We start from the raw sequence: 24,733 nt of genomic DNA, 5'->3' as shown, positions 1-24,733 counted from the left end.
TCCATAGGTTTTCAACAGACTACAGTATTAAAAAATTTAACACTGGAAGGCAGTATTAAAAAATTTAACACTTAGTATTAAAAAATTTAACACGTAAGAATTTAAATCTATAATAATTTATTTATATTATTAATTAATATAGGGCTTCGCCTCCAATTTTATAATCCTAAATTTCATTCAAAAATCATTTAAATTAACCTGTTGACTATTGTACGTCTTGTAGGTTATACTTAACACATAAATATGAACGGTTAGTTCGTGAACGACAAGGGAGATGGATCAGTATGAAAAAGGCTGTAGCATATCTACGTGTATCTACGGAAAGTCAGTTGGATAAATTCGGTTTACTAGCGCAAGAAGAAGCTATTCGTACTTTCGCAGAACAGAATAACATTGAAATCGTTAAGTCATTTAAAGAAGAAGCTGTATCCGGTAGTACGGAAGTTGATGGTCGTATCGCATTAGTAGAATGCCTGGACTTCATGGCTGAAAACGAAGGTGTAGAGACTTGCGTTATATATGAGCTTGGACGCCTAGCTCGTGACTTAATGATTCAAGAAACGATTATCCTACAATTCCGTGAGAATGGTTATGAGTTACTGTCTTGCCTTGAACCGGACCTTATGGAGAACGACCCGATGCGTAAAGCATTCCGTCAGTTCCGTGGTATCATGAACGAATTCGAACGTGCAATGATTACAATGCGTCTAAAAGGTGGCATCGTACAGAAAGCGAAGCAAGGCGGCCATGCAACAGGGCGTGTTCCATTAGGATATAAGTCTGTATTGGTAGATGGTAAGAAGACGCTAGAAAAAGTTGATGATGAGGTAGAAATCGTTAAGCTGGTTTTCAAACTACGTGACGACGGCCTCAGCATACAAAAAATCGTAGATTATCTGAACGGTCGAGGTTATAAACCAAAGAATTGGACGGAAGAAAAACCTACGAAATTCCATAAATCAACGGTACACAAAATACTAAACAATCAAAAATACATAGGAACAGTTACGTTACACCAAAACGGTAAACTAGTTTCTACAGCACAAAACGATGCGCTCCGGGTCTTATGATCCGGGGCGTTATTTTTTTTGCCTAAAAAACCGTTACACATTCCTTTAAGGGTCGGATTTCATAGTAGGAACATACCAATTTGAAAGGAGTGTGTACAAATGAGTAACCAGGTTACGTTAACAGAGCAAGAATCCGTTGATTTTCTGTATGAACTCGGCAAAGACGGCTGGTATTTGTACTCGGCGATGCGTGTTCTATCGGATGGTGAGCAGCTTAAAATAACGCAAACCGGTTTATCAAAACGGATAGGTGTTTCACTACGATATTTGCAACGACACTTGCCGGAATTAGAAGAATTTAAGGTGAAAGGTAAGCCGTTACTAGAAACAACGAAAGTGAGCGGTGGTAAATTGTACAGCATCCTAGACGTACAGTTCACACGTAACTCTGATTCAGAAGTAGCAGCTACAAAGAAACCAAAGAAGAAACAGAAAGTAGAAAAACCGAAGTTACCGACAGACGAAGTGTTCAAGTATTTCTGTGAGAAGTACCAGGATCAGTACGGCGTGGAGTACAAGGTAACCAATTTCGCTAGGGAAAAAGGCGGCATCAACAAACTGATTCGTCAGTACAAGGAAGACGTACCGCTACTAAAAGCGATTATCGACGTAGTGATTCGATTGTATGAATCTAAATGGCGTTCCGGAAGTTTTACACGTCCAACAATCGGGGCGATGGTTTCCTGGTTAGCACGAGAAGCCGAGCCTATCGCACAAGCGAATATGGAAGCGGAAGCTACCGCACATATCGTAATCACTAGTGAAGACGACGGCGAGGATTTATTTTCTGAGCACGACAAGAAGTGGGGGCTGTAGTAATGGATGAACAAATCGCAGCAACATGCATCGCTAGAAATTCATGCAAGCAGCACAAAGTTCTATGCGGAACTGGTTGTCCTTGGTTCATCGACCTACGTTATCAACTAGAGTTGGCCGGGATCCCCAAGAAGCACCGCAAATACATCATCGAAACTTTACCGGAAGGTACATTAAAACTTACAGGGGTTCGAAGATACGGTGATGAGATATTAGAACGTGTTTCAGTCGGACAAGGAATGTATTTTTACGGTAATCCAGGTACAGGCAAAACCACGACTGTCTCCGCAGTTGCCATGTCGTACATCATAGCGAGGACGTTGCAAGACATCCGGAGCGGCGCAAAGACACCACAACTAGTTCAATACATTAACGTTCCCGACCTACTTGACGAACTGAAGCGTGGTTTTGATGACCCTGTCGTCGCAGAGAGCGCCGCACTAAAGATGGAAAATGCACGAAAAGTTCCGTTCACAATCATTGACGATATTGGAGCTGAAAAACCAAGTGAGTGGGCAAGAGAACGATTAACGGCACTAATTAACCACCGGTACGACAATGAGTTATGTACGTTCTTCACCAGTAACCTAACGATTGCCGATTTGCATATCATCGACCCAAAAGGTCGGATCCCGAGCCGTGTAAAAGGGATGACGATACCGGTAGATTACAAGGGAATCGATAGGAGGTAGGAACGTTGATAGAAACGCAGTTACTAAATGCGGTCATCGCCAGCCGGGACTTTAATGTCCTGGTAAAACACGGGCTGAACCACCGCAAACACTTTATTGAGCAGCAGAAAGTCTATGACTATATCAATAACCATTTAAAAGAGTATGGCGAAATGCCAAGCGTCGAATCTACGGTAGCTGCCTGTGACGATTTTGAAGCAGTAGACGTTGTAGAATCGACCGATACGCTTTGTTACAAGTTAGAAGAACGTAATTTAAAGTTGGCGCAAAAGGATGCATTAAAGAAGCTTGCTGAAGCGTATGGCGAAAAAGATGCCTATAAGTTGATGGAAGCATTCCGGAAACAATTTGAAGAATTAGATGCAAAGGCGATGTCCCGATCAAGGAACGGATCCAACTGGGCAACGAATGGTGAAGACCGTCTAGAAGAATATAAGACTCGCCAGGAAAAAGATTTCTCTGTAACAATACCGTTCTTCTTCGATGAATTTACGGAAGCAACTGGAGGCGCCGAGCGAGGCGATGTCTGTACGATAATGGCGAGTACGGGCGAAGGGAAGTCCTGGCTAGGGTTATTACAGGGAGTTGTCTCTCATAATGCTGGTTACCGTGTACTACTGGAGTCGGCCGAGATGTCAAAACCGGAAAATGAATTCCGTTTGGATTCGCTAAATGGCGGTTTCTCCAACCGTGGATTATGGACAGGACAGCTAGATAATGAAGGTGCGTATGAGAAGTATCTAGAGAAATTCAAGCGAGGTACACAATCACCGGACTTCATCATTAAGACGGCCGAGGACTGGAAAGATGGGTTAACGCTGCAGCAGCTTGAGTATGATATCGACCGTACAAAAGCGGATGTCGTAATTATTGACCAATTTAACTTAATGCGCTTTAAAGGCAACTCAAAAGACGATAAAGCTGCTTTCTCACGTCAGTTGAAACAGTTGGCGGCAAAGAAAGGTATCGTCGTATTCCTGTTGTATCAAACAAACGGTGACTATATCAAAAATCAGAAGAAAGGTGAAGACGGTATTGTAGAACTGCAGTTGCCTACGCTTGGAGATTATTCTGAAACGATCGCCGTGATCCAGGATAGTGCGAAGGTATTCGGATGGACTTCTGTAACATGGACAGACGAAAAGACTGGTAGAAAACGTGGTAAAGGATTAGGCGGCATATTAAAAAGCCGTACAGGAGGCAACGGGGTCGAGGTAGACGTAGATTTCCAGCCAAACGATGGAATCATACGACCACGACAACCATCGGATTTATTTTAACGTAAAAATTTAGCGAATCTTAGGGAGGACAACACAATGCTTCCAAAACATGTTCTTGTTTGCTGGCGATGTGAAAAAGAATACGACGCAAAAGAAATACCAGCCAATGAATACGATATCAAGTGTAAATGTGGTGGATGTATCGTATCACCGAGTGGGAAAGTCAAATTCAAGATAATAAATAAGGAGGATGAAAGATGAACCGTGAACAGAAAATTAAGTTTTGCCAAGACAGTGCCGAGGAGTTTGGCATAGCAATTACAAAACCGTTCGAAGAAATGACTGACGAAGAATTAGAAAAAGAGTATGAGTGGTACGACTATTTATGGGACAAATAAGGGAGGAACGAAAATGATAGCTTTAGAGACGAAGGATAAACGCTGGCACGAAATGCGTAAGGACCTGCTTACACGAGTAGAAAAGATAGATGATGGCATTAGCCGTATTACAAACGGTACGCCGGAAATGATTTCTATAGACGGAGGAAGACTTGGTTACGTCTATGACTTTGATGAGCGTTCTTTATCGGTTTGGGGAAAAGCGTCTCGATGCTCCGGTGGTAGTTTAACAGCTGCTGAGATAAAACAATTAGAAGAGACAGTACAAAATTGGCAAGACGATTGGGAAGCCAAGCTGGAGGAGGCGAAGTAATGGAAGCACTTGTACAAGTTAACCAGTTTACGATTCTAGTAGACGGCCCGATTGAGAAGTTGATAGAAGAAGTTGAAGGTTTGAAGATGGATAAGGAACGTTTTCAAATGGCGAGCGTCGATTGCGCTGAGTTCGGTACAGCAGAGTTCAGTGATCCGAAGGCATGTCTACAAATTGAGAAAATGGTCGATTGTTTACGAAACCCGGCAGGAATGGCAACGGAATGGCACGAGGCAGTGGGCCAGGTAGCGAAGAAAAAGAACGGCATGTTCCGTAAGGGGTGTTTGGGGTATATCGCCACAGCATCGGAATTAACGGTGGTTATGGAAGAACATTATGGATATGCGGTACCTACGTTATACATCAAGGCGTTGGATGAGCGTACAGCAGTTGTTATTTTCGACGAGTACCGAATTGAAAAATGGTAGACGAAAAAATCGTAGAGTTGATAACACGAAGACGGCGTCAGCTGCTAGTACATTCGTTTATCTATTATCAAATGAATCAATCGATTATAGCTGATTACACGTTCGATCTATGGAGCAAGGAATTAGTAGAGCTACAACAACGTTACCCGGAAGAAGCGAGCCAGGCAATATATGCGAAAGAATTCGTAGAGTTCGATGGGGCGTCCGGGTTCGACTTACCCTATCATTATCCGGAAGTACAGAATGCGGCGCTCCATTTATTAAGATATGTAGAAAGGATGAATAAGAAATGACGACAAAATATACGGGCTTGGCAGCTATTGAACGTATGCAAACGCATTGGATTAATTGCTGTAAAGGTTGCTGGAAGATGGAAGGAAACAGTCTATTACACAAGTATTACGGCGAGGAAGAGATAACGAAAAGCGACATGCATTTATTCTTCTTCTTCGAAAATGAGTTCGTAGATTATGAGGAGCCGTTAAAAGTTGGTGATTGGGCATTGTGGACATATAGAGATGAACAACACGTATGTAAAATCCTTGAGGATAAAGGAGCAGATTTCATAGCGGACTATCAAGCTGGCATAGGAGTTAACCAATGGCTCGATAAGAAACAACTCAGAAAAGCCACGGACGAAGAAATCGCCTTAGAAAAACGACGTCGACTGTTTGAAAAAGTCGGGCGTAAGATGGACGAGTTTAAAGAAGGTGACGTAGTAGCAATGTGTGGTGGCGATCTTGCTGAAATAGTAGAAGTGTTAGATCCGTTAAAACGAGTGAAATGTAAGCAGTGGGACGACCACAACAATATGTTTAGTAAGTTTAATATTAAACCACAATCCTTAAAACTAGTCGTTCCAGTCGAACAACGTTTAGACAACAAAGATAAATAGAAAAGAAGCCTAGCTACAGGGGTTGCAACTAGACTTCCACTACAAGGTAATTGTATGAATCTATTATATCTGAAGATTTTGAAAAGGAGAAGAGGACTAAACAAAAATATTTCGAATCTTCGTACTTGTGCTATAATGTATACACTACGTAACGTAGACGGAGGGGTATATAATGAAGAAACAGTATGAGTATACGGTAGTAAAGATCCCAATCGTTGGGATAGCGAAGAAAAAACCACAACGTGATTATGGTGAAGTTATCAATGAGTATGCAAACGACGGATGGCGTCTACATACGATGTGTGCGCCAGGAACGATGGGCTTCGGTGACGCATCTGCGGTAGAGTTAGTATTCGAACGTAAATTATATTAAAAGGGCGATTTCCTACGTGGAATTCGTCTTTTTTTTGTTTGTTCAATTATCAATCAATGAACGATAAATGAATGATTCGTTATCGTTGTGTTTTGTCCTGTTGTTCATTATGAAATTCTCTATAAACAATTATTAATCAATTATCGATAAATGTTCTTTACGTATTATGTACGTCATGTTATACTAGATTCATAGACAAGCAGGACAAACAGTCATCGAAAATGGATTGATAAGTTAACGATGAATGATTGATGAATCGGAGGAGATAATATGGCTACAAGAAAAGGTAAAGTTGATACGTTGTACACGCTAGACTTAGGGAACGGATTTGCAAAGCGTAAGTTTAATGATAAAGGTGAAGTGGTTGTTGATTCGTCTGTGATCGCTAAATTACCTGCTGGATACAATGCATCTCAACTAGATACATACAGCTTAAATAAAACGGATTTATACTACTTAGGTAACGACGTTATCAAAACTAGACTGAAACCGTTACGTGCCCAAACGATTGATAAAGCAGAGCGTTACTTCAGCGAACGATACGAATTAATGTTATATGCGTTAATCGCTTCAGACTTCCCGAAAGCGAAAGAAATCAATATTCCTGTATTGGGATTAATGCTACCAAACGAGCACTACGCTACTTGCGAAGATAAGTTAATTCAAAAATACACGGGTTCTAAGGTTATCACGGTATCGGGCGTTGACGTACAGATCAACGTGGCAGAAGTATTTGTTTTACCGCAGCCGCTAGGTTCATATATGTACGCACTTGGCCAAAAGAAATTCACAAAAGACGAAGAGGTTCTAATTTGTGACGGTGGCGCAGGAACGTTTGACCCTGCTGTTGTAATTAATAACTTCGTAACAGACGACAACTATAGCAACGAAGGCGTAGATAATGCGTACATTCAAATCCGTAAACGTCTGATTGATTTATACGGCGAGTTACCATACTTCAAGACACTATCGAATATTCCGTTAATCTTGGAACACGGCGTTCTAAAGGATAACGAGTTACACGCAGTAGCAGAAGATAAAGTAATTGTGAAGATCCTGGATGACCATTTAGATAGCATCTTCGAATACCTATTGGAGAATCAATATAACATCACGGCTTACGGTAAGGTACTTTGGACAGGCGGTCTAGCACCATTACACGCTAAACGCTTAAAAGAGAAGCCGAACAAAAACTTCGTTGTTCTTGCGGAAGAAGGGCAACAAGCGAACGTACTAGGTTTATGGAATGCTGCTAAGGCAGTACATCGTGCAAAAGGTGGTGCGGCTCTAGATGGAACTAAAGAAACTACAAATGCAAATTAATGCTGCTAAAGCTCCTGGTGCGTACCAACTGGTTAAACGTTGGGAAGAAGAGGGCGGCGGTGAAAAAGGTTACGAAGCTAAGAAGATACAAGACGTTCTTAGTGCATGGTCGAACCTAAGCGAGATGTACGGAACAAATGACATAATGAAGTTAGCAATGATGTTAGCGCAAGGTAAGTCAGCACCGGCTGCACAAGTAACAGCGGTTGAGCCAACAAGTACGGAAGAAACGTACGTGGAGGAAGAAACGGAAAAGGTCGAGGAAGTGGATCCGAACGAAGGTGACTACTTAGCGATAATAGCAGGTGCGAAAAAACGTGCAGAAGAACAACGTGAAAAAAGCGACTCCCATTAACGGGCGGTCGCTTTTTCGTTATTCAACGGGAATCAACCTACCGTCCTTAATGAGCAACGGTATTAGGTGGTGTGTCCCTAGTAATATAGAAAATAGAATCAATAATATAAGTATAGAAATAATAGTCCAAAAGTAGATTCGTAGCTTACGGTTATCGACTAAGTGCATCTGCTTGATCGGGAGGAAGCGTATGATAACAAGATAGAACGCTAGACCGATTTTACCCGTATAAGTAAGACTGTTCATTGCGTTTGAAACTGATTTTGGATACGTTATGTAAGTTAATCGTTTATCATTTTTTCTTATTTGTGTTAGCGATATTGACGAAGCATTTTCGTCTACATGTCTACGCATATCTTTCAGCGAGTATGCGAATAGGAAGGCTGCAAATAGTATACCAGCAGCAAACGATGCCGTCGTCATTAGCAAGACCTTTAAAGTGAATGTGGCATTGTAACCGATTTTATCGATTAACCAAAGTAAAAAACGGTCGACGACAGATACAGAAAATACTAAATCCATGATGTACACTCCTATTCCGGAAAATTCTTATATAATTCGTAAACCCTATGGAAGAATTCTTGTCGCTGCTCGTCTGTAAACTTCTTATTACGTTTTATCTCGACTAATAGTTTTTGTAAGTTATTATCTTCGTAAAGTTGCTCTCTCGCTAGTAGCGGTACTCGTCCTAATATATTAAATAGTTCAGATTCATCTATGTTATAAAAGTCAGATATATCACGTATAAAGTGGTCAGACATAGCTTTTAATCCTCTTTCGACTTCAGATAAATAGAAAGCTGATACGCCAAGTTCTTTACCAAGCTTCGCTAAACTAAGGTCCGCATGTGCCCTCAATTGGCGTAAGTACGTTCCAGCTGTTACTTGTTTGGAAAGTTTCGCCGCTTGTTCTTCTGCTTCCTTTTTGATAGCTAATAAGTTTAGTTCGTTATTATTTAACACTAAAAACCCTCTCCTTGTAAATTGTAAATATTAGTAATTGTTATTAGAAAAGTTCTATTCTATTAGACTATTTAAAAGTATTATATAAACTATTATACACTCTTTTGTAAACCATTAAGCTTACAAAATTAAAATTTTCTAATTTTCTCTTGATTTGTAAAAATCGTTATTCTATAATTATTTTGTTTCATAAGCTTATAGGTTTACAGACATACATACAAAAATACATAGACCTAGAACGTTTGTTCTGATAAAATAATCTTATTAACCCAATTAAAAAATTTTTTTTGGTTTTTTCTCTTTTTTGCGTTACATGACCTACTAGGGGTCGGATTTAATAGTGCAAGGGAGGAAAAGCCAGTGTTAATTCGATCTATAGGCATAGAAATTGATATTCATACTTACCTATCGTCAAAAGGATTACATAACGTAAGGCCAGTTGGTAGAAACGTAATGGCATGCTGTCCATTCCACGAAGATAGCAGCCCGTCGTTCGGTGTAGATACGGAGACAGGCGTGTATAACTGTTTTGGATGTGGTGCTAAAGGTTCGTTTGGACACCTGGTGAAGTACCTAGATGATTTTGATACGGTGTATGATGCTGAAGATTACTTAATAAACATGTTTGGACGGTACGCAGTAGACGTAGACGAACCGATAGAACTTCAGTTTACAGATGACCTGCTAGGTACCGATTATTGGTTGGAAGAAGAATTGACAAGACAATACGATTTTCGTCATCCATACCTCGGTACTAGGGGTATCAGCGAGAAGTGGCAGTCCTTAATGGGAATCGGTTTTTGTAAGCGTTCAAACGCAATAACAATACCGTGGAGAGATTACCAGGGACGACTACTAACATTTAAAAAACGTAGTGTGATGAAAAAGAAGTTTTGGTACGATCCAGTGATGCCTCCTCGTGTTAAGGCAGAAACATTGTGGGGGCTGGATAAAGTTTTAAAATGGCGGCTAAATAAGGTGGCAATAACAGAAGCGGAATTAGACGGGCTGTCCGTGTGGCAAGCGGAACAAGTCGGTGATATCGGGATTGGCGGTAACCAATTCAACGATGAACAAGCAGCAACTCTGATCAAGACGATGCCGAGCGACACAGAGTTCATTTCATTCACGGATAATGACGAAGGTGGCATACTCGCTACAGAATTGATAGCAGAGAGATTAGCAGGACGTTTTAAAGTGTCACAAGTAGATTGGGGAATAATCGAACGTGAGGGTGTCAAGGACGCTAATGATTTAACTACGGATGAGGTTAGGTTATTACTAGCGAATAGGAAGACTGTAGGTTTGAAATTGTTTTGAAAAATACTAAACATTAAAAGGCGTGTAGGGGGATCGAAGGGAATGGAGACATTTAAAAAACTAAGCGACGAAGAATTGGTTGCAGCATATCAAAATGGGGATGAAGAAAGCTTTAATGAGCTATTCTTTCGTTACAATAAAGCTCTTTTAGCAAAAGCGAGACGTGCTGGTGAACAGTACAAATCAATCGATATGGAAGATTTCTATAGCTATTTCCTTGAGAAATTCCAAAGAGCGGTTGAACGTTTTGATTTAAGTCAGAACGTACCATTTAGCGCCTTTTTCAAACTAAAAATGTCCAAAGTTACCTACGATTACGTTAAACGTAAAGTGTACTCTAAAGTACGCAACGAAGACGGCACACACAAACAGTCAATCAGAGAAAGCTACACAGTTGTTTCGTACAACAGCATCGTAAGTGAAGAAACTTCCGAAAACGACGGATCAAGAGTCGGCGGTACGAGTTTCGAAGGAATCCAAGTAGACGAAGCTTCTACGTATGACCATAAACAACCCATTGAAGAGACTGAATTATTCCACTATATCCAAGATGTCAGCGATCGAGACGCTAAAATCGTATCTTACCTGGTTCAAGGTTATAAGTACGATGAGATTGCTACATTAATGGGACGTGAAGGAAACGCAAGTGCATTACGAAATTGGACAAAACGTGCAGTTAACCGCATCCGCAATAATACAATTGAATTTTTCCATAATAACGAGTCGGCTGACCAAGCACACTACTTACAAAAAATTATACAGTAACACCAATAACGTCTATCGAGAAATCGGCAGGCGTTATTTTTTTTTGTCTAAAAAACGTTACAACAGCAATTTGGGGTCGGATTTAATAGTGAAAGGACGATAAAGAAAGGAGATGAAGTGCATGGGCAAACGTCGTGAAAGCGATACTTGGGTACCGCCAATCATCATCGTAGATTAATTTTTTTAAAATTAGCGTTACAAACCCGAAAATGGGTCGGATTTAATAGTGAGAGGGACGAAACGGCGTCCTAAAACAAAATAACGGAGGGAAACGAATGAGCTTAAATGTTAACGATTTAATCCTGGCTGAAGGCGATGAAGCTAGAAAGTTAGCCGAGGAAAAGAAAAAGAAGAAAACGAGTTACGTAAAACTGAAGGATGGCGAACAGTTACGAGGTTTCTTATTAACGACTCACTTCATGATGTACATGCGTCACGGTGATTACAACAAAGGAATCAAGTCACACACTTGTTTAGATCCGAAAAACGGTAAGAACTGCTTGAGCTGTCAGCACGGTACAAAACGTGTGAAAGCAACATTAGTCCCATTCTACAACGTGGACACGAATCAAATTGAAGTATTCGACGCATCTAATAAGGCGATGAAAGTAATCAACTCTTATAAAGATGAGTACGAAGAAGAGGCTACAACTACACCGATTGCGTTAAAACGTAGTGGTGAAGATACTAGCACAACATACAGCTTAATGCCTATTCGTGTGAAACCGGCTGAGAAGGACTTATTCGTATTACCGGAGGATGTCAAGATTGATAACGAGTTCTACTTATCAGCATTGAACCCACCGGATGAAGACTACATCCGTGAAATCCTTGGATTAACGGCTGCACCTGCTGAAAGCCACGGTGATTCACCAGTGGTTGAGTTAGACAAACCAACGGATATTTCGGACGACGATCTACCGTTCTAGTACGTAGGGGCTTCGGTCCCTTCGTCTAGCATTAGCAAACTATTAAACGATAAAACGAAACTATAAAAATAAATCGGAGGCTATTAAAAATGAAAAACGAAACTACTTTAAAAAACGGTGAATTAACTAGCAGCGAGGCTGTAACTAACGTGAAGGAAACGTATCATGCGATTTACATCGTACTAGGTTTATCTAAAGACGGTATTGCGGAAGGCAGTTCAGTTTTAGAATCAGTTAAGAAACTATCTTTAGAAGAAGCTGAAAGCCAAGAGGCAAAGGTTGAGGTAGGTAGAAAGACTATGTCGTCTGCTAAAGCACAAGGTGATGAAATATTACCAATAGCAATTGAATTAGCGGCGTTAGTAGTAGCTAGTAAAAACGATGAAGGGAAAGTAGTTTATAACGTTGAGTCTCCGGTTACGGATAGTTTTGTTTTAACGTTTGATGCTGATGCTGAAGAAGGTGAAGATCAGTTTGATAAGCATTCGGATGCAATTTTGGAAACAGTCGTGGAACGTGTAAAAGCGGCCGAGAGTGAAGAAGAAGCTGAATAATAGCTAATCGGGAGGTGTAGGCGTCATGGGCGAAGTGTTAACGGGCGTTTTAGACGCCCTAGACCAAGCCGACAAAACCGAGAAGAAACGAACCGAACGAGCTAAACGAGCAGCGAAAGAAAAGAAGAAGCCGGAAACGATGGAAGAAGCGTTTGAACGAGTTTTACAAATGAAACTAAAGCCGGATGAACGAACTATTGTAATCGACATAAAACGGTTATTGGAAACTGGCGAGTTAGAACGGGTTGATCCGACGAAGAAACTATCTAAAACGGAAGTATTCACATTACACAAACAATACGACTACATACGACGTGAACGAACGAAGCAAGAGGTTATCGATACAAAGCCGGATAACTTTTGGATTGTCCAGGATACGATGACGCTAGGCAAGATACGGGAGATGCTACAGACAGAACCGTCGACCGCATGGGATACGGAAACAACTGGTCTTGATATTTTCAACGACAAGGTTGTAGGTTACTCAGCGTACTTACCGAAGCATGATATCGCATTCTATGTCCCATTTGGGCACACGACAGGTCAAGCACAGGTTAGCGAAGAAGAAGCGCTATTTGTTGCGAAAGAATACCTTAGCAATCCAAAGAATAAAACGGTTTGGCATAACTTCAAGTATGACGGCCATTTGTTGCTGAATCATGATATCACGGTAGCGAACCCATATTGGGATACGCAAGTTGTCGCTAAGATTTTATTTGAGCACGAGAGTCACAGATTGAAAGATTTGTATGCGAAATACGTACTAGGTAAACCGGATAAGGCGGTTATGTTCGAAGATTTATTCGATGATATGAAAATCTACGACAAGGACGTTATTCTTTCGGGAATCTACGCTGCTGGTGACGCCTATAAGACCTACAAGCTTATGGAATACCAAAAGCCGTATATCGACTCGTTAGACAACTTAAAAACAGTGTGGTATACGATCGAGCAGAAAATACTACCTGTCGATTTATCGATGGAGCGTACTGGTTTCTGTATTGATTTTGATTACGTAGCTGAACTATTAGCGAAATGGAAGCCGAAACTAGCTGAAGCAGAAAGGGAGATGTTACGTGCGTTTCAAATCGATGAAGCGTTTCTTAAAGAAATGTCGGAAGTCACTGGTAAGGAGTATACCGAATTTAACGTTAACTCACCAAAGCAGCTACAGTATTTAATTTATGACTATTTGGGAGTGCCAGGAGACTTCGGTAAGAAGTTTAAAAAGGCAGAACGATCAACGGCTGCTGTCGTAGTCGATGCAATGTGCGAAGAACACGAATCTCTGAAGCCGCTGCTAGAATTCCGTAAGCTAGGAAAGATTGTGAATACGTATCTTGAGAAGTTCTATACGGCTATCGAACCAGCGACAGGTCGAATTCATTCTAAGTTTAAAAATGCTAGTGACGAGGAGCAGAATAAAACGAGTTCTGCGACTGGAACAGCTACAGGACGATACTCTTCGTCTGAGTACGTATCAGCAAAAAATAGTGCTACGGGCGATACGGCGAAGGGAACAAACCTACAGAACATACCGTCAAAAGGTTTTGGCGTCGAAGTACGACGTTGCTTTGTACCACGTCCTGGATGGGCTATGATTGGGGCCGATTTATCACAAATTGAGCCGAGGGTTATCGCTCACATTCTAGCTACGTTCTATAACGATAGATCGATGCTGCAGTTCTACTTAGACGGAAAAGACTTGTACATCGAGATGAGTATGTTCGCATTCGGATTTGAACGAGAGTTTTGTGTGGATGGTGCCTACGATCCAACAGGTTCATTCCAACCTCGTAAATTGATGAAGCAGGGTGTGCTTAGTTATCTATACGGATCAAGCGCACGAAGCTTTGCTATTGCGATGAACGTTAGTGAAGACATTGCTGCAGACTTCTTTGAGAAGATGATTGAAGCATTCCCAGGTCTTGAGGCATTCCGTGAGGATGTTATTCATCAGCTGTTGCACCGTGGTAACGTGGCGTATGCGGAAACGTTGTTTGGTCGTAAGCGCCGCTTCCCGGATTACCGGAAAAACTACGCAGAGCTTCAGCGATTGAATAAGACACCACGTTGGAAGATGTCTGCAGAAGACAAGGCTAGACGTAATAAGCTATGGGGCTTAGTTGCTGGTGCAGAACGTGCTGCGTTAAACATGATTATCCAAGGTTCTGCTGCGGATATTCTGAAACAAAACATGGTCGAAATGCACAAGTTTACTAAGGAACGAGCTTACGAGATGAATGCGTCCATTCACGATGAAATTATTGATTCTGTACCGGTAGAACATATTACACCGGAGCTTATCGAAGAGATACGTTCTATTATGTGTAACACAGTTAAACTGTCGGTTCCGCTGAAAACAGACATCGTAATTATGACGAGATGGATGGATGAGTGCAAGCCGGAAGATTGGGATTTTGAAAATCACTGTCCGAAAGCTGCGTAGTTAAAGTTATGGATCCAAGGGCGTGGTCTGCTGAAGACTGATTCCGGGCTGCGCTCTTTTCTATTAACATAAACAACCTAATTTTAAGGAGTGAATAGATGAGTAACAAAATAACCCAAGAAGATATCGATAAGATCGTAGCAAGAACGCATTGGGTAGTTGAGGAGTTCCACGGTAAATGTACAGTAGTAGTTGCAAAATTACCGAACGGCTTTATCTTAACTGATTCGAGTGCTTGTGTAGACCCTGCAAACTACGATATCAATATTGGAATTGAGTGTTGCAAGAAGCGAATAATCGACAAGATTTGGTTATTAGAAGGTTACCGATTACAGTGCGAAATTTACGAACTCAAACAGAAGGGAATGGGATATTAATTATGTTTAAAGTAAAACATGCGTCACATTTACACGAGAAAACGATTAGCAAGTTAAACGAAAAGGCCGATAAATCTTTAGAGGTGTTCAAGAAAACGGAACAAAATCTAATGGAGGCAAACGCTGGCTTACATGAGACGGTTGCAGCGATTGATTACGAAATGGACCAATTAGCACACATACGTATCCAAGCGATTTCACAGTTGAAAACGAATGAAAACGTCCTAACGAATATCAAAGGTATCTTAGGTAAGGAGGACACGAATGGACTACAATAAACTATTTGGTCAAGGTGGGATGGAAGAAGCTAACGAGCGGTCTTTACGTATGCACAAAATCAACGAAGCTGCAGAATCGATAGAGGAAGACCCAGCGGTAGAGATGGCCATAAATTGTTCTGTTGCAATGGCGGCGAAGATATTTAAGACTGCAGCAGAAAACGGATTTAGCGAGGATCAGTCATTTGAGTTAGCGCACACAATGTTTAAATCAATAGTTATGCAAGGCGTCCGACAATGAGGGACGTCTTTTTTGATGCCAAAGATGCGGCTAAGTACAGCGAAACTCCACCGAATATGACAGACCAAACGCTCGCTGAAGAGTTTACGGAACAGGTAAATGCGTTCTACAGCTTACCACGTAAACCAAGAGTGCGTAAGGAAATCGTATTCAATCCAAGTGGTGTAACGAAGTGCGCTAGGGAGCTTTACTACATTAACACGAACGCTAAGTACGACACGTTACCACAAGTACCGTGGCGAGAGCGTATGAGTCGTAATGGAACAGGTTCCCATGATGTTACACAAGCGGATTATCTACGTATGGAGGAGGAACTGAAGGCAGCTGGTATCCCAGTTAAGTTCAGATTCGTTGAAGCCGAAATCAGTGGTGAAAAGTCGTATAACGTTGGTGGCTACACAGTTAAGCTGCGTGGACGTGCTGACGGTAAGATTGCTGTCCTGGATGAAGAGGGTAATGAAATCGACTATATCGTTTGGGAGAAGAAGACGAAAGACAAACGTAAAAACTTGAACAAAATCATGAAGCAGGGGAATCCACAAGACGAGCATAAAGCCCAGGGCATCAGCTACGCATTAATTTGGGGCGTGAACAAGATTATGTTCGAATACGAATCACTGCAGAAACCGGAGTGGAAGGACATTGATCCGGAGAAACCGGACTTGAAGCACTACTACGTTGAAATCGAAAAACACGAAGCACGAGCGTTGCTGATTAAACTTTCGAAGGTCGTACAAGCGATTGAAGAAGGTAAATTACCTGCGCCCGAATTAGATAAGTGTGGCTTCTGTACATTCAAAACGCAATGTAAAAAGGATGGAGGTTATGAAAATTGACGTTTGATTTTGGAGAAGCGGTAAAACAGTTGAAAGCTGGGAAACGTGTTGCACGTAAGGGCTGGAACGGTAAAGGAATGTTCCTATATTTAGTTCCTGCTGCTGCGTATGCACCTTCTACAGAGATTGCGAAAGAAGCGTTTGGAGGACAAGACGTTCCTTATGGTGCTTACATCGCAATGAAAACAGCGCAGGATAACGTCGTTCCGTGGTTAGCATCGCAGACAGACGTACTAGCTGAAGATTGGGTAGTAGTTTAACAGAATACAAGGCGATTGGTCGAAATGACTGGTCGTCTTTTTGTTTGCACGAAGGGAGGTGAGATATGTGCCAACAATGGTTCGTCACTTCGTCGTACCTGGACGTGCTCAAGCGAAACAGCGTCCACGTTTATACCGTGGAGTAGCCTATACGCCGCAAGCAACTAAGGATTATGAAGCGAAGATGCGTAACGAATACGTAGAAGCTTACGAGAACGAGGATCCGCTACAAGGAGACTTGACCGTAACAGTACGTGTTTACTTCAACAAGAAGAATCACGGTGACCTCGATAACTACGTGAAGACACTAGATGGTCTTAACAAGGTAGCGTGGGTTGATGATAAACAGATTAAAGAAATTCACGCATTTTTAGTAATCGACAAAACGGTGGAAGAACGAATGGAAATCACGATTTCACCGCTGCAATAAACCAATTAAAAAGTTATAGGAGGTACGAAAATGAACCCGAGAATAAACCCACGGTCAGCACAGACAGGATCTATATCAGAGGCAGCCGTTGAGTGGGATTTATTACGACAAGGCTTTAACGTACTTAGTCCAGCAGTGGTAACACGTTATGACCGTGTTGTCGAAGTTGCTGAGAAAAATTACGTAAGGGTTCAAGTGAAGACCGCTAGGATCGATGCGAGAGACGGGAATTTACGAGTGACTTATGACACGCCGTATAACCCGTCTGAAGTCGACCTTATTGCGGTTTACAGCCCATCAAATGGCCAAGTCTATTACATCCCAATCGATGACATACCGGAAGGGGCGAAGGGGTTCACGTTACGTACAACCGAGCGTATCTACAACCGAAAAAAGAGAGCTGGGTTAACAGCAAATGACTATAAAAAATTTCCGATGGAGGTAGTTAAATGACATTAATTATGAAAGAAGACGGCAAACGTCAATTGCCGTTCGATGAGCCACGTTTACGTGCATTCATTCAATCGATTACAAGCCGTTTCCCTAGTCTAGACACGAAGGAATACGAGCAACGTGTAATCGATTTTGTTAAATCTAAGAAAGAATATAAGGCTGAACAAATTACGAATCGCTTGATTAAAGACGCAATGGACCGTATCGGTATCGATAATGGCCAGCATCCGGATTGGACTTATATTGCGTCAGCAATCTATCTGCGCTCAATGTACAAAGCGGCAGCAAAAAATCGTGTATACGATCCTAGCGAGAAGTACGGCAGCTTCTATTCTTTAATTAAAACGTTGACTACAAAAGGTGTGTACGACGCAGCGTTACTACGTGATTACACGAAAGAAGAAATTAACGAACTAGGAGAGTGTATCGATGCTGGAAAAGATGAGGATTTTGAGTATATTGCTTTACGTACGTTGGGAGATCGCTATTTGGCGACTGACCACAGCAAGAATATTTACGAACTTCCGCAGGAAAGATTCTTAATCATTGCGATGACGTTAATGCAACAGGAAGACCGTTCTAAGCGATTGGAACTAGTAAAAGAGTCGTACTGGGCATTAAGTAATCGTTATATGACGGTGGCTACACCTACACTAGCAAACGCTGGTAAATCGCATGGCCAACTATCTAGCTGCTTCATTGATACGATTGGTGACTCGCTGCAAGGAATCTATGATTCTAATACAGACGTTGCGAATCTATCAAAAGGCGGCGGTGGAATTGGAACGTACTGGGGCTTTGTTCGTGCGAAAGGTTCTACTATTAAAGGCTACAAAGGAATCGGCGGTGGTATTGTTCCTTGGTTAAAAATGTACAACCAAACGGCTGTGTCGGTCGATCAGCTTGGACAACGTCCTGGTGCGATTGTAGCGTGGCTTCCGGTTTGGCATAAGGACATCTTCCCGTTCCTAGATTTAAAGTTGAACAATGGTGACGAGCGTTTACGTGCTCACGATTTATTCCAGGGACTAGTTATCCCGGATGTGTTCATGGAGCAAGTAGAAAAACGTGGTGAGTGGTACCTATTCGATCCGAAAGAAGTATTCGATAAGAAAGGCTACTACCTGGACAACTTCTACGATGAGAAGAAAGGTTCCGGTTCTTTCCGTGAGAAGTATTGGGAGTGCGTTAACGACCCTAATTTATCGAAGGTACGTATTAACGCAATCGATATTATCAAACCGATGCTGAAGTCACAACTAGAAACAGGTACCCCGTACATGTTCTACCGTGATGAAGCTAACCGTAAGAATCCGAATAAACACGCCGGGATTATTTACTGCTCGAATCTGTGTGTAGAAATCATGCAAAATATGAGTGCAACGGTATTCACTGAAAGCCAAATTGATGAAGAGTACACGGTTATCCGTAAACAAAACGGAGACTTCGTAACTTGTAATCTATCGTCAATCAATCTTGGGAAGGCAGTTCCGGACAAAGTTCTAGAACGACTGATCCGCATTCAAGTACGTATGCTAGACAATGTAATCGACTTGAACGAAGATCGTATCGAAGTGAAACAAGCTGTGGCTACGAATAGAAAATATCGTGCGATCGGTTTGGGTACGTTCGGATGGCATCACTTACTGGCGCTAAAAGGTATCAAGTGGGAGTCAGAAGAGTCGGTAGAGTTCGCAGACATGTTGTACGAAATGATTGCATATTACACAATCCAGGCTTCTATGGAACTAGCAAAAGAGAAAGGCGCTTATCCGGTATTCGAAGGTTCTGATTGGGCTACTGGTGAATACTTCTTAGACCGTGGATACGTTGGTGCGACTAGAGAATACACGAGATGGCATGCGTTAATGGACGATGTGTCTACGTATGGTATACGTAACGGTTACCTAATGGCGGTAGCGCCTAACGGTTCAACATCAATCATCGGTGGCTCAACGGCTTCAATCGATCCTATCTTCAAGCGTGAGTACGCTGAGGAGAAGAAAGATTATAAGATTCCGGTAACGGCTCCGGACCTTAGCGGCCAAACGTATTGGTACTACAAGACGGCTTGGGAATTAGACCAAAACTGGAGTATCAAACAGAATGCTGCGAGACAACGTCACATTGACCAATCTCAATCATTCAACCTGTACGTGAAGAACGACATCAATGCCAAGGAATTTCTGGGCTTGCATATGGCTGCGTGGAAAGCCGGTTTAAAAACAACGTACTATGTACGATCCACAGCAATTGAAATCGAGGAATGTGAGTCCTGTTCGTCTTAATGACGGGCAGGATTTTTTTTCGTTTAAAGGCGTTACAGATTCGTCTAAAGGTCGGATTTTATAGTGTAAAGCAATTTAACGACAGGAGGCGAACGAACGATGGAAACAACGAAATTTATGTTTAACAGAAATCCCATCAAAGTAAGCGATAAAACAATCGAACAGCCAAGTATTGACGTTTTAAAAAATACACCGGCTCTATGGAATGCTTCGTTAGAAGACGCACTAAAGTATGGTGGCGAACTCACGAAAGCGGCGATCGGAGCGATGGACTTACGGTTTGATCGTAAATACATCGTAGTAGATACGAAGGTTCATATGTTGATGCCTGGTATGTGCCCGGCCATTCCGAATTGGCATAGTGACGGAGTACCACGAGGCGTGAGATTACGTCCGGAAGACAAGGCTGAACCGGATATCTTTGCACAGGATCATATGAGTGACAGTCGATTCCATTTACTTGTAACGGGAGAAGGTTGCTTAACGGAATTTGTCGCTAATAAAGAAGTGGAACTAGATGTACCGGCAGAGCCACATACGGAACTATACAAGATGGTTAACAACCAGGTAAGAGCTAAGGTTGCTAACGGTGAGTTGGGCGTAGTGACAGTACCAAGCCGCACACCGGTTCAATTCGATTGGTTCGATATTCACCGTGGAATTGAGGCTACTAAACACGAGTGGCGATACCTTATCCGTGTAACTGAAACGGACCATATGCCACCGCAAACAGATTTACGTCAAATTCTTAGAACACAACAACAAGTATACGTTCCAACTGATTTCGGTTGGTAATAAAAAATAGGAGGAAACGAAATGAAAACATTACGAGTTAAACAATATGTACGATACACAACGGGCGGTAGAAAAAATACGAAAGCTATGTGTAAGAAATCATACAAACATGCAGTGGAGTTATATAAAGATTTGAACGATGGACCAACGCCTACAACGAATACTATCAGAACGATTTTAACGGAGCGTGGCAAACTAGATAAAGAGTTTATTCGGCAACCGCATCACGGTCATTTTCACAGTAACCATCCGCTAGTAAAGTGGTTAAAACGTTTCGAGGAGAGCAAACAACAGTGAAGCTACGTACTACTGTAATAATTACTGAAGTCGTCAAGAAAACAAAGGCCAAGGGATTTGAAAATATAAAAGTCGGTGACAAAGTTACTCTCACTTGGGGACTTGGTGGGCACTACAAAGGCGCTCCATACGTAGACTGCTATGTCAACGGTGAGTACGTTGATTCTAAAAATGCGGACACTCTTTACAAGTTGTTTAATGGTTACCGTAGTTGGCAAAAGGGCAGTTATGTAGACGTTATCAACTTCAAGTACGAGGAGGTAGCGGAATGAAGCATAAAATGATATGCGCCGTAGATAACAAAACGGGCTATGTATTCGACAATAGGTGTATTCGTAGCGACGGCAAAGGCGGTACAGAGGATTACGCTAGAAGAAGTTTAAAAGGCGTAGGCTCACAACGATACGGTAAAGGTTCGTTAACAAAATATCATATCGAGGTACACGAAATAGATACGGAATCCGAGTCAGAAATAATGTATGGAAGCGACCATCCGTTTAACTAAGGAGGAGAAATAATGACACTATTAGAACGAAAAATATATGACGTAACAGCGCCTAATAAATCAACCGGAATTATCAACGGTTCATCTAGTAACATACTAAACTGGAACGATGTTCGTTTCCCTTGGGCGTATAAAATGTATAAAAATATGATGGCTAACTTTTGGGTTCCGGAAGAGATTAATATGTCTCAAGACATCCTGGACTTTGAAAAACTGTCTGAAGCGGAACAATTCGCATTTAAACGTATCATCGGTTTACTGGCGTTCCTGGACAGTGTACAAACAGACTTTTCGAAGAAGGTCGCAGATTACCTTACGGACTCATCGCTAAGTGCGTTGATGACGATCCTGGCATTCCAAGAGGTTGTACATAATCAATCGTACAGCTACGTGCTTTCGTCCCTGGTATCTGAAGCGGAACAAAAAGAAATCTTCGAATACTGGAAGAACGACCCGGTGCTGCTTGAAAGAAACGAGTTCATCGCAAAAGGATACGAACGATTTGCAGCTGATCCTACGCCACAAACATTATTCGAAGCAATTGTACTAGATGTTATTTTGGAGGGCCTCTATTTCTACGCAGGGTTTGCTTTCTTTTATAATCTAGCTCGTGACCAAAAGATGTTGGCGACTAGTCGTATGATTAACTACATCAATAAAGATGAGCAAATCCACGTCTATTTGTTTACTAATATCTTAAAAGAACTGGTTGCTGAGTTCCCGGAATTAGATACGCCGGAGAATCGTCAGTTCGTAACTGATACAGTACGTGAGGCTGCGGAGTTAGAAATCAAATGGGGCGAATATATCATCGGTGACCGTTTCGAAAACATCGATATGACTGAGTTAACATCATACGTTAAGTTCATAGCGAATAAACGTGTGAAGCAGATGGGCTACGAGAAACCGTACGAAGGTTACAGTGAGAACCCGATGCGCTGGATCAAGGTGTACGAGAATCCGAATGAAGCGAAACAGGACTTCTTCGAAGGTAAATCACGTCAGTACGCAAAAGCGATTGACAACGGGATTGATGACCTGTGAGAAACGAGGAACGTGACAAGCCAACTAATGAGATGTGGTTGCTGTTGTGGGTAGCAATACTTGAGTTCCTGGATTCACTGCTCTTATAAAAGAAACGTCTATCGAGAAATCGGTAGGCGTATTTTTTTTGCGTAAAAACGTTACAGCACTTACCAAGGGTCGGATATACATATTGAGAGGTAGGTGAACGTAATGAACATTCCAATCGGAGATGATTACTTACTCACGTCGGATCCTTTTAACGTCATTCTGAACCAACGCTATCAGAAGAAGACGGAAGAAGGCCAGGAGCCGAAATACGATTTTCGACCAATTGGGTACTATCCAAATGTCATGAGGGCGTGTGTTGCTTTGCTAAAGAAACAGCTCATCGTCAGTGACACCACAAGTATTAATGAACTAATTGAAGTCGTACATACGACGGAACAGCGTATTATTGACGCAACTAAAAACATAAAAAGGGAGACAGAAGAATGATTCAAATTATTGATTTTTACCGTGATGGCTGTGAACCGTGCAATAAGTTATCAGTCGAGTTAGACAAAGTTAAGGAAGCATACGGCGACAAAGTAGTCATCGATAAGATTAACGCAGAGACGCACCCGGACATTGCTGCTGCACACGGCATTATGGGCGTACCAGTTATAAAAATGTATGTGGGTGAGGAAGTCGTTTACCAAGGTAAAGGCTACCATCCGTACGAACTGCTAGAAGCTAAGATAGAAGAGAACCTGTAAAATATCACGTACCAGACTGGTAGTATAAATTAATTTTTTAAAAAAAATTCGTCACTAGGCGTTACCAACCGTCAAAGGGGTCGGATTTAATAGTGAAACCGTATATAACCTAAAAAAATTGTGACTCAATTGGGAGGAAAACGAAGATGACGAATAATAACGAATTAGAAAACAAAGGTGAAGTGGCGACAACGGAAGGTGTGTCAGCACAACAGGTTACGAAAGTGAGCGTAATACACGTCGCTGCCGAAACTACAGAAATTGAAAATCTATCACCGGATCAAGTAACTTTTCTACGTAACTGGTGGAATGGAATAGGAGGTGACACAACCGAGATTCCGGTAGGGAACGCATTGTTGATGCTTGACCGCAGAAAAGTATCACACATGGTAATCAGCGTACAGGAACCCGGCACAGCAGAAGAAACGAAGTAAACTTTTTAATTTTCGTTAGTTGCATTACAGATTTTAACGCTCATCGATTTTTATCGGTGGGCGTATTTTTTTTTGTTTATTTTCACGTTAAAGCGTTACAAGACGCCTAAAGGGTCGGATTTCATAGTGTAAAGGCAATATGCGAAAAGGGAGGAAGACAGCTTGAATATTGAAAAGCAAGCATTGTCGTTGTTAATGAATGTACCAGTAAAGAAGCTACACGAAGCAGCAATTATTCCGCAAAGAGGAACGGAACTAGCGTCCGGATTCGATTTACATGCATTAGACGTAGTTCACGTAGACGATCTAGAAAGAGTTCCTCCGGATTATTATTCGGATGCGATCGTTTTCTACGACGGCATTACGGTATGGCCAGGTGAACGTGTACTAATCAAGACAGGAATCGCTGTACAGATGGACCGCAATATGGAAGCACAAGTACGACCACGTAGCGGACTATCGCTAAAGAAAGGTATTCACGTAGCTCTAGGTACGATTGATGCCGATTACACAGGTGATATTGGAGTGACGCTCACTAATAATGGCAACGAAGAATTTCGTATACATCGTGGTGATCGGGTTGCTCAACTAGTGTTTGTGCCGGTATTACATGACGTACAACTAAACGAAGTGGATGAATTAAACGAAACAAAACGTGGTGTAAATGGTTATGGCCATACAGGTACGTCGCAGGAGGTGAATACGAAATGATGCTATTTCTAGCAGTGTTTTCACTCATCTTTATGGCTGTGGCTACTGGGTTGAACATCTTGGGCTTAGTTATTTTGGACGAAGGGAAAGAACGTGTTAAATCGTTTGTACGTGTACTACTGTACTTACCATTCCTGGTGTTCTTCGTGCTGTATATATTTTAGTCAAAACTATTAAGCCAATAA

General features: G+C 41.8%; 37 protein-coding genes and 1 pseudogene. 36 read left to right on the top strand and 2 right to left on the bottom strand.

The window, feature by feature from the left end; all coding sequences use genetic code 11:
- Positions 1-284 precede the first annotated feature (284 nt).
- From ACTFSI_RS25925 to ACTFSI_RS25870, 12 genes are all read left to right on the top strand, one after another.
- Positions 285-1,070, top strand: a complete 786-nt coding sequence (locus tag ACTFSI_RS25925; RefSeq protein ID WP_168419874.1) for a recombinase family protein — start codon at positions 285-287, stop codon at positions 1,068-1,070.
- Positions 1,071-1,169: 99 nt separating this feature from the next.
- Positions 1,170-1,886, top strand: a complete 717-nt coding sequence (locus tag ACTFSI_RS25920; protein ID WP_168411370.1) for a hypothetical protein — start codon at positions 1,170-1,172, stop codon at positions 1,884-1,886.
- A gap of 2 nt (positions 1,887-1,888) precedes the next feature.
- Positions 1,889-2,578, top strand: coding sequence for an ATP-binding protein (locus ACTFSI_RS25915; protein WP_440045751.1), 690 nt, complete (start codon positions 1,889-1,891; stop codon positions 2,576-2,578).
- Between the two features lie 5 nt (positions 2,579-2,583).
- On the top strand, positions 2,584-3,858 hold the full coding sequence (locus ACTFSI_RS25910) for a DnaB-like helicase C-terminal domain-containing protein (protein WP_440045750.1): 1,275 nt from the start codon (positions 2,584-2,586) through the stop codon (positions 3,856-3,858).
- Positions 3,859-4,055: 197 nt separating this feature from the next.
- Positions 4,056-4,196, top strand: a complete 141-nt coding sequence (locus tag ACTFSI_RS25905; protein WP_440045749.1) for a hypothetical protein — start codon at positions 4,056-4,058, stop codon at positions 4,194-4,196.
- The gene (locus ACTFSI_RS25900; RefSeq protein WP_440045748.1) at positions 4,165-4,509 is read left to right on the top strand and encodes a hypothetical protein; all 345 of its coding nucleotides are present in this window, start codon (positions 4,165-4,167) and stop codon (positions 4,507-4,509) included. The genes ACTFSI_RS25905 and ACTFSI_RS25900 overlap by 32 nt, the downstream gene beginning before the upstream one ends.
- Positions 4,509-4,937 carry a hypothetical protein gene (locus ACTFSI_RS25895; RefSeq protein WP_168411376.1) on the top strand — a complete coding sequence of 143 codons (429 nt, stop codon included), beginning with the start codon at positions 4,509-4,511 and terminating at the stop codon, positions 4,935-4,937. The genes ACTFSI_RS25900 and ACTFSI_RS25895 overlap by 1 nt, the downstream gene beginning before the upstream one ends.
- A 17-nt stretch (positions 4,938-4,954) precedes the next feature.
- On the top strand, positions 4,955-5,230 hold the full coding sequence (locus tag ACTFSI_RS25890; protein WP_416504695.1) for a DNA ligase LigA-related protein: 276 nt from the start codon (positions 4,955-4,957) through the stop codon (positions 5,228-5,230).
- Complete coding sequence (locus ACTFSI_RS25885; protein ID WP_438907165.1) at positions 5,227-5,832, top strand: hypothetical protein; 606 nt, start codon at positions 5,227-5,229, stop codon at positions 5,830-5,832. The genes ACTFSI_RS25890 and ACTFSI_RS25885 overlap by 4 nt, the downstream gene beginning before the upstream one ends.
- Positions 5,833-6,004: 172 nt before the next feature.
- Entirely contained in the window at positions 6,005-6,205 is a 201-nt protein-coding gene (locus ACTFSI_RS25880) for a DUF4177 domain-containing protein (protein WP_168411378.1), read from the top strand.
- A gap of 270 nt (positions 6,206-6,475) precedes the next feature.
- Positions 6,476-7,528 carry a hypothetical protein gene (locus tag ACTFSI_RS25875; RefSeq protein WP_416504694.1) on the top strand — a complete coding sequence of 351 codons (1,053 nt, stop codon included), beginning with the start codon at positions 6,476-6,478 and terminating at the stop codon, positions 7,526-7,528.
- Positions 7,497-7,883: a hypothetical protein gene (locus tag ACTFSI_RS25870; RefSeq protein WP_168411380.1), complete on the top strand. Its 387-nt coding sequence runs from the start codon at positions 7,497-7,499 to the stop codon at positions 7,881-7,883. The genes ACTFSI_RS25875 and ACTFSI_RS25870 overlap by 32 nt, the downstream gene beginning before the upstream one ends.
- A gap of 18 nt (positions 7,884-7,901) precedes the next feature.
- Here the strand turns inward: ACTFSI_RS25870 and ACTFSI_RS25865 are convergent, their stop codons facing one another.
- Together ACTFSI_RS25865 and ACTFSI_RS25860 are read right to left on the bottom strand one after the other, a co-directional pair.
- Complete coding sequence (locus ACTFSI_RS25865) at positions 7,902-8,414, bottom strand: hypothetical protein (RefSeq protein WP_440045747.1); 513 nt, start codon at positions 8,412-8,414, stop codon at positions 7,902-7,904.
- 2 nt (positions 8,415-8,416) lie between these two features.
- Positions 8,417-8,845, bottom strand: coding sequence for a helix-turn-helix domain-containing protein (locus ACTFSI_RS25860; RefSeq protein ID WP_284993968.1), 429 nt, complete (start codon positions 8,843-8,845; stop codon positions 8,417-8,419).
- A gap of 360 nt (positions 8,846-9,205) precedes the next feature.
- Here ACTFSI_RS25860 and ACTFSI_RS25855 point away from each other — a divergent pair, with 360 nt between their 5' ends.
- The 24 genes and pseudogenes from ACTFSI_RS25855 to ACTFSI_RS25740 all read left to right on the top strand — a co-directional run bounded on the left by ACTFSI_RS25855 (position 9,206) and on the right by ACTFSI_RS25740 (position 24,712).
- Positions 9,206-10,165 (top strand): CHC2 zinc finger domain-containing protein, encoded by a 960-nt coding sequence (locus ACTFSI_RS25855; protein ID WP_440045746.1) that lies wholly within the window; start codon positions 9,206-9,208, stop codon positions 10,163-10,165.
- Between the two features lie 75 nt (positions 10,166-10,240).
- Positions 10,241-10,930, top strand: coding sequence for a hypothetical protein (locus ACTFSI_RS25850; RefSeq protein WP_440045745.1), 690 nt, complete (start codon positions 10,241-10,243; stop codon positions 10,928-10,930).
- Positions 10,931-11,205: 275 nt separating this feature from the next.
- The gene (locus ACTFSI_RS25845; RefSeq protein ID WP_168411385.1) at positions 11,206-11,859 is read left to right on the top strand and encodes a hypothetical protein; all 654 of its coding nucleotides are present in this window, start codon (positions 11,206-11,208) and stop codon (positions 11,857-11,859) included.
- Positions 11,860-11,948: 89 nt separating this feature from the next.
- Positions 11,949-12,413 carry a hypothetical protein gene (locus ACTFSI_RS25840; RefSeq protein WP_416504728.1) on the top strand — a complete coding sequence of 155 codons (465 nt, stop codon included), beginning with the start codon at positions 11,949-11,951 and terminating at the stop codon, positions 12,411-12,413.
- Positions 12,414-12,438: 25 nt separating this feature from the next.
- Positions 12,439-13,293 (top strand): annotated as a pseudogene (locus tag ACTFSI_RS25835) (hypothetical protein); the annotation flags it as partial.
- A 6-nt stretch (positions 13,294-13,299) separates the two neighbouring features.
- Positions 13,300-14,862 (top strand): DNA polymerase A family protein, encoded by a 1,563-nt coding sequence (locus tag ACTFSI_RS25830; RefSeq protein WP_440045753.1) that lies wholly within the window; start codon positions 13,300-13,302, stop codon positions 14,860-14,862.
- Between the two features lie 98 nt (positions 14,863-14,960).
- Positions 14,961-15,239 (top strand): Gp49 family protein, encoded by a 279-nt coding sequence (locus tag ACTFSI_RS25825; RefSeq protein ID WP_168411388.1) that lies wholly within the window; start codon positions 14,961-14,963, stop codon positions 15,237-15,239.
- Positions 15,240-15,241: 2 nt separating this feature from the next.
- Complete coding sequence (locus tag ACTFSI_RS25820) at positions 15,242-15,517, top strand: hypothetical protein (protein WP_168411389.1); 276 nt, start codon at positions 15,242-15,244, stop codon at positions 15,515-15,517.
- Between the two features lie 49 nt (positions 15,518-15,566).
- Positions 15,567-15,758 carry a hypothetical protein gene (locus ACTFSI_RS25815; RefSeq protein WP_438877680.1) on the top strand — a complete coding sequence of 64 codons (192 nt, stop codon included), beginning with the start codon at positions 15,567-15,569 and terminating at the stop codon, positions 15,756-15,758.
- Positions 15,755-16,594, top strand: a complete 840-nt coding sequence (locus tag ACTFSI_RS25810) for a PD-(D/E)XK nuclease family protein (protein ID WP_168411391.1) — start codon at positions 15,755-15,757, stop codon at positions 16,592-16,594. The genes ACTFSI_RS25815 and ACTFSI_RS25810 overlap by 4 nt, the downstream gene beginning before the upstream one ends.
- The gene (locus ACTFSI_RS25805) at positions 16,591-16,854 is read left to right on the top strand and encodes a DUF2829 domain-containing protein (protein WP_168411392.1); all 264 of its coding nucleotides are present in this window, start codon (positions 16,591-16,593) and stop codon (positions 16,852-16,854) included. Before ACTFSI_RS25810 ends, ACTFSI_RS25805 begins: the two co-directional genes overlap by 4 nt.
- A gap of 58 nt (positions 16,855-16,912) precedes the next feature.
- Positions 16,913-17,284, top strand: a complete 372-nt coding sequence (locus tag ACTFSI_RS25800) for a RusA family crossover junction endodeoxyribonuclease (protein ID WP_440045744.1) — start codon at positions 16,913-16,915, stop codon at positions 17,282-17,284.
- 30 nt (positions 17,285-17,314) lie between these two features.
- The gene (locus ACTFSI_RS25795) at positions 17,315-17,737 is read left to right on the top strand and encodes a group I intron-associated PD-(D/E)XK endonuclease (protein WP_168411394.1); all 423 of its coding nucleotides are present in this window, start codon (positions 17,315-17,317) and stop codon (positions 17,735-17,737) included.
- On the top strand, positions 17,734-20,025 hold the full coding sequence (locus tag ACTFSI_RS25790) for a ribonucleoside-diphosphate reductase subunit alpha (RefSeq protein ID WP_440045743.1): 2,292 nt from the start codon (positions 17,734-17,736) through the stop codon (positions 20,023-20,025). Before ACTFSI_RS25795 ends, ACTFSI_RS25790 begins: the two co-directional genes overlap by 4 nt.
- 99 nt (positions 20,026-20,124) lie before the next feature.
- Positions 20,125-20,820: a hypothetical protein gene (locus ACTFSI_RS25785; RefSeq protein ID WP_440045742.1), complete on the top strand. Its 696-nt coding sequence runs from the start codon at positions 20,125-20,127 to the stop codon at positions 20,818-20,820.
- A gap of 21 nt (positions 20,821-20,841) precedes the next feature.
- Positions 20,842-21,117: a hypothetical protein gene (locus ACTFSI_RS25780; RefSeq protein ID WP_440045741.1), complete on the top strand. Its 276-nt coding sequence runs from the start codon at positions 20,842-20,844 to the stop codon at positions 21,115-21,117.
- Complete coding sequence (locus ACTFSI_RS25775) at positions 21,114-21,389, top strand: hypothetical protein (protein ID WP_284993985.1); 276 nt, start codon at positions 21,114-21,116, stop codon at positions 21,387-21,389. The genes ACTFSI_RS25780 and ACTFSI_RS25775 overlap by 4 nt, the downstream gene beginning before the upstream one ends.
- A complete protein-coding gene (locus ACTFSI_RS25770; protein ID WP_440045740.1) occupies positions 21,386-21,622 on the top strand; it encodes a hypothetical protein in 237 nt (78 codons plus the stop codon). Before ACTFSI_RS25775 ends, ACTFSI_RS25770 begins: the two co-directional genes overlap by 4 nt.
- Positions 21,623-21,634: 12 nt before the next feature.
- Positions 21,635-22,666, top strand: a complete 1,032-nt coding sequence (locus tag ACTFSI_RS25765; RefSeq protein ID WP_440045739.1) for a ribonucleotide-diphosphate reductase subunit beta — start codon at positions 21,635-21,637, stop codon at positions 22,664-22,666.
- A gap of 192 nt (positions 22,667-22,858) precedes the next feature.
- Positions 22,859-23,143 (top strand): hypothetical protein, encoded by a 285-nt coding sequence (locus ACTFSI_RS25760; RefSeq protein WP_440045738.1) that lies wholly within the window; start codon positions 22,859-22,861, stop codon positions 23,141-23,143.
- Positions 23,140-23,403 carry a thioredoxin family protein gene (locus ACTFSI_RS25755; protein ID WP_168411401.1) on the top strand — a complete coding sequence of 88 codons (264 nt, stop codon included), beginning with the start codon at positions 23,140-23,142 and terminating at the stop codon, positions 23,401-23,403. The genes ACTFSI_RS25760 and ACTFSI_RS25755 overlap by 4 nt, the downstream gene beginning before the upstream one ends.
- Before the next feature lie 146 nt (positions 23,404-23,549).
- Positions 23,550-23,837, top strand: coding sequence for a hypothetical protein (locus ACTFSI_RS25750; protein ID WP_440045737.1), 288 nt, complete (start codon positions 23,550-23,552; stop codon positions 23,835-23,837).
- 162 nt (positions 23,838-23,999) lie between these two features.
- On the top strand, positions 24,000-24,548 hold the full coding sequence (gene dut / locus ACTFSI_RS25745; RefSeq protein WP_247603555.1) for a dUTP diphosphatase: 549 nt from the start codon (positions 24,000-24,002) through the stop codon (positions 24,546-24,548).
- The gene (locus ACTFSI_RS25740) at positions 24,545-24,712 is read left to right on the top strand and encodes a hypothetical protein (protein WP_284993993.1); all 168 of its coding nucleotides are present in this window, start codon (positions 24,545-24,547) and stop codon (positions 24,710-24,712) included. Before dut ends, ACTFSI_RS25740 begins: the two co-directional genes overlap by 4 nt.
- The last annotated feature ends 21 nt before the right edge of the window (positions 24,713-24,733 follow it).

Origin of the sequence: Bacillus cereus group sp. MYBK101-2 (genome assembly GCF_051918845.1) — a bacterium.
In the GTDB taxonomy this organism is placed as follows: Bacteria; Bacillota; Bacilli; order Bacillales; family Bacillaceae_G; genus Bacillus_A; species Bacillus_A paranthracis.
Note: the sequence above shows the minus strand (reverse complement) of the source record. Positions and strands in the feature narration are given on the sequence as shown.

What these genes read in the sequence shown, in the direction of transcription:
- ACTFSI_RS25925 (WP_168419874.1), top strand. Translation starts at nt 285, where the DNA reads ATGAAAAAGGCTGTAGCATATCTACGTGTATCTACGGAAAGTCAGTTG.
- ACTFSI_RS25920 (WP_168411370.1), top strand. Translation starts at nt 1,170, where the DNA reads ATGAGTAACCAGGTTACGTTAACAGAGCAAGAATCCGTTGATTTTCTG.
- ACTFSI_RS25915 (WP_440045751.1), top strand. Translation starts at nt 1,889, where the DNA reads ATGGATGAACAAATCGCAGCAACATGCATCGCTAGAAATTCATGCAAG.
- ACTFSI_RS25905 (WP_440045749.1), top strand. Translation starts at nt 4,056, where the DNA reads ATGAACCGTGAACAGAAAATTAAGTTTTGCCAAGACAGTGCCGAGGAG.
- ACTFSI_RS25900 (WP_440045748.1), top strand. Translation starts at nt 4,165, where the DNA reads ATGAGTGGTACGACTATTTATGGGACAAATAAGGGAGGAACGAAAATG.
- ACTFSI_RS25895 (WP_168411376.1), top strand. Translation starts at nt 4,509, where the DNA reads ATGGAAGCACTTGTACAAGTTAACCAGTTTACGATTCTAGTAGACGGC.
- ACTFSI_RS25885 (WP_438907165.1), top strand. Translation starts at nt 5,227, where the DNA reads ATGACGACAAAATATACGGGCTTGGCAGCTATTGAACGTATGCAAACG.
- ACTFSI_RS25880 (WP_168411378.1), top strand. Translation starts at nt 6,005, where the DNA reads ATGAAGAAACAGTATGAGTATACGGTAGTAAAGATCCCAATCGTTGGG.
- ACTFSI_RS25875 (WP_416504694.1), top strand. Translation starts at nt 6,476, where the DNA reads ATGGCTACAAGAAAAGGTAAAGTTGATACGTTGTACACGCTAGACTTA.
- ACTFSI_RS25870 (WP_168411380.1), top strand. Translation starts at nt 7,497, where the DNA reads ATGGAACTAAAGAAACTACAAATGCAAATTAATGCTGCTAAAGCTCCT.
- ACTFSI_RS25845 (WP_168411385.1), top strand. Translation starts at nt 11,206, where the DNA reads ATGAGCTTAAATGTTAACGATTTAATCCTGGCTGAAGGCGATGAAGCT.
- ACTFSI_RS25840 (WP_416504728.1), top strand. Translation starts at nt 11,949, where the DNA reads ATGAAAAACGAAACTACTTTAAAAAACGGTGAATTAACTAGCAGCGAG.
- ACTFSI_RS25830 (WP_440045753.1), top strand. Translation starts at nt 13,300, where the DNA reads ATGGAATACCAAAAGCCGTATATCGACTCGTTAGACAACTTAAAAACA.
- ACTFSI_RS25825 (WP_168411388.1), top strand. Translation starts at nt 14,961, where the DNA reads ATGAGTAACAAAATAACCCAAGAAGATATCGATAAGATCGTAGCAAGA.
- ACTFSI_RS25820 (WP_168411389.1), top strand. Translation starts at nt 15,242, where the DNA reads ATGTTTAAAGTAAAACATGCGTCACATTTACACGAGAAAACGATTAGC.
- ACTFSI_RS25815 (WP_438877680.1), top strand. Translation starts at nt 15,567, where the DNA reads ATGCACAAAATCAACGAAGCTGCAGAATCGATAGAGGAAGACCCAGCG.
- ACTFSI_RS25810 (WP_168411391.1), top strand. Translation starts at nt 15,755, where the DNA reads ATGAGGGACGTCTTTTTTGATGCCAAAGATGCGGCTAAGTACAGCGAA.
- ACTFSI_RS25795 (WP_168411394.1), top strand. Translation starts at nt 17,315, where the DNA reads ATGAACCCGAGAATAAACCCACGGTCAGCACAGACAGGATCTATATCA.
- ACTFSI_RS25790 (WP_440045743.1), top strand. Translation starts at nt 17,734, where the DNA reads ATGACATTAATTATGAAAGAAGACGGCAAACGTCAATTGCCGTTCGAT.
- ACTFSI_RS25785 (WP_440045742.1), top strand. Translation starts at nt 20,125, where the DNA reads ATGGAAACAACGAAATTTATGTTTAACAGAAATCCCATCAAAGTAAGC.
- ACTFSI_RS25780 (WP_440045741.1), top strand. Translation starts at nt 20,842, where the DNA reads ATGAAAACATTACGAGTTAAACAATATGTACGATACACAACGGGCGGT.
- ACTFSI_RS25770 (WP_440045740.1), top strand. Translation starts at nt 21,386, where the DNA reads ATGAAGCATAAAATGATATGCGCCGTAGATAACAAAACGGGCTATGTA.
- ACTFSI_RS25765 (WP_440045739.1), top strand. Translation starts at nt 21,635, where the DNA reads ATGACACTATTAGAACGAAAAATATATGACGTAACAGCGCCTAATAAA.
- ACTFSI_RS25760 (WP_440045738.1), top strand. Translation starts at nt 22,859, where the DNA reads ATGAACATTCCAATCGGAGATGATTACTTACTCACGTCGGATCCTTTT.
- ACTFSI_RS25755 (WP_168411401.1), top strand. Translation starts at nt 23,140, where the DNA reads ATGATTCAAATTATTGATTTTTACCGTGATGGCTGTGAACCGTGCAAT.
- ACTFSI_RS25750 (WP_440045737.1), top strand. Translation starts at nt 23,550, where the DNA reads ATGACGAATAATAACGAATTAGAAAACAAAGGTGAAGTGGCGACAACG.
- ACTFSI_RS25740 (WP_284993993.1), top strand. Translation starts at nt 24,545, where the DNA reads ATGATGCTATTTCTAGCAGTGTTTTCACTCATCTTTATGGCTGTGGCT.